This window comes from Arthrobacter sp. sptzw32, from assembly GCF_059089735.1.
The window spans coordinates 1-1,546 of the sequence record NZ_JBNHEZ010000017.1 but is presented as its reverse complement, the minus strand read 5'-3'; the positions used below and the strand labels follow the sequence as shown (position 1 = coordinate 1,546).

Annotated in this window: 1 rRNA gene; it reads right to left on the bottom strand. The window is 54.8% G+C overall.

Annotated features, from left to right (window positions below):
* A 16S ribosomal RNA gene (locus AC5RVN_RS17400) occupies positions 1-1,357 on the bottom strand; the annotation flags it as partial.
* Positions 1,358-1,546 lie beyond the last annotated feature (189 nt).

Here is a 1,546-nt window from a genome sequence, read left to right as displayed (position 1 = left end):
TATTCACCGCAGCGTTGCTGATCTGCGATTACTAGCGACTCCGACTTCATGGGGTCGAGTTGCAGACCCCAATCCGAACTGAGACCGGCTTTTTGGGATTAGCTCCACCTCACAGTATCGCAACCCTTTGTACCGGCCATTGTAGCATGCGTGAAGCCCAAGACATAAGGGGCATGATGATTTGACGTCGTCCCCACCTTCCTCCGAGTTGACCCCGGCAGTCTCCTATGAGTCCCCACCATCACGTGCTGGCAACATAGAACGAGGGTTGCGCTCGTTGCGGGACTTAACCCAACATCTCACGACACGAGCTGACGACAACCATGCACCACCTGTAAACCGACCGCAAGCGGGGCACCTGTTTCCAGGTCTTTCCGGTTCATGTCAAGCCTTGGTAAGGTTCTTCGCGTTGCATCGAATTAATCCGCATGCTCCGCCGCTTGTGCGGGCCCCCGTCAATTCCTTTGAGTTTTAGCCTTGCGGCCGTACTCCCCAGGCGGGGCACTTAATGCGTTAGCTACGGCGCGGAAAACGTGGAATGTCCCCCACACCTAGTGCCCAACGTTTACGGCATGGACTACCAGGGTATCTAATCCTGTTCGCTCCCCATGCTTTCGCTCCTCAGCGTCAGTTAATGCCCAGAGACCTGCCTTCGCCATCGGTGTTCCTCCTGATATCTGCGCATTTCACCGCTACACCAGGAATTCCAGTCTCCCCTACATCACTCTAGTCTGCCCGTACCCACCGCAGATCCGGAGTTGAGCCCCGGACTTTCACGGCAGACGCGACAAACCGCCTACGAGCTCTTTACGCCCAATAATTCCGGATAACGCTTGCGCCCTACGTATTACCGCGGCTGCTGGCACGTAGTTAGCCGGCGCTTCTTCTGCAGGTACCGTCACTTTCGCTTCTTCCCTACTGAAAGAGGTTTACAACCCGAAGGCCGTCATCCCTCACGCGGCGTCGCTGCATCAGGCTTTCGCCCATTGTGCAATATTCCCCACTGCTGCCTCCCGTAGGAGTCTGGGCCGTGTCTCAGTCCCAGTGTGGCCGGTCACCCTCTCAGGCCGGCTACCCGTCGTCGCCTTGGTAAGCCATTACCTCACCAACAAGCTGATAGGCCGCGAGTCCATCCAAAACCACAAAAAGCTTTCCACCCCCCACCATGCGATGAGGAGTCATATCCGGTATTAGACCCAGTTTCCCAGGCTTATCCCAGAGTCAAGGGCAGGTTACTCACGTGTTACTCACCCGTTCGCCACTAATCCCCCCAGCAAGCTGGAGATCATCGTTCGACTTGCATGTGTTAAGCACGCCGCCAGCGTTCATCCTGAGCCAGGATCAAACTCTCCGTTGAAGTAAAACAAAAACAGAAACCACCCAACCACCACGGAAATAACGCAGCAACCAGACAGCAAAAATTTGAAACCAGCTGTAAAAACCAGACCACCCACAGGGGCGGACAGCCCGGTCAATTCAACCAATCAAAAAACAATCGGTATCAACAAACTTGGCACACTATTGAGTTCTCAAACAACAGACACAC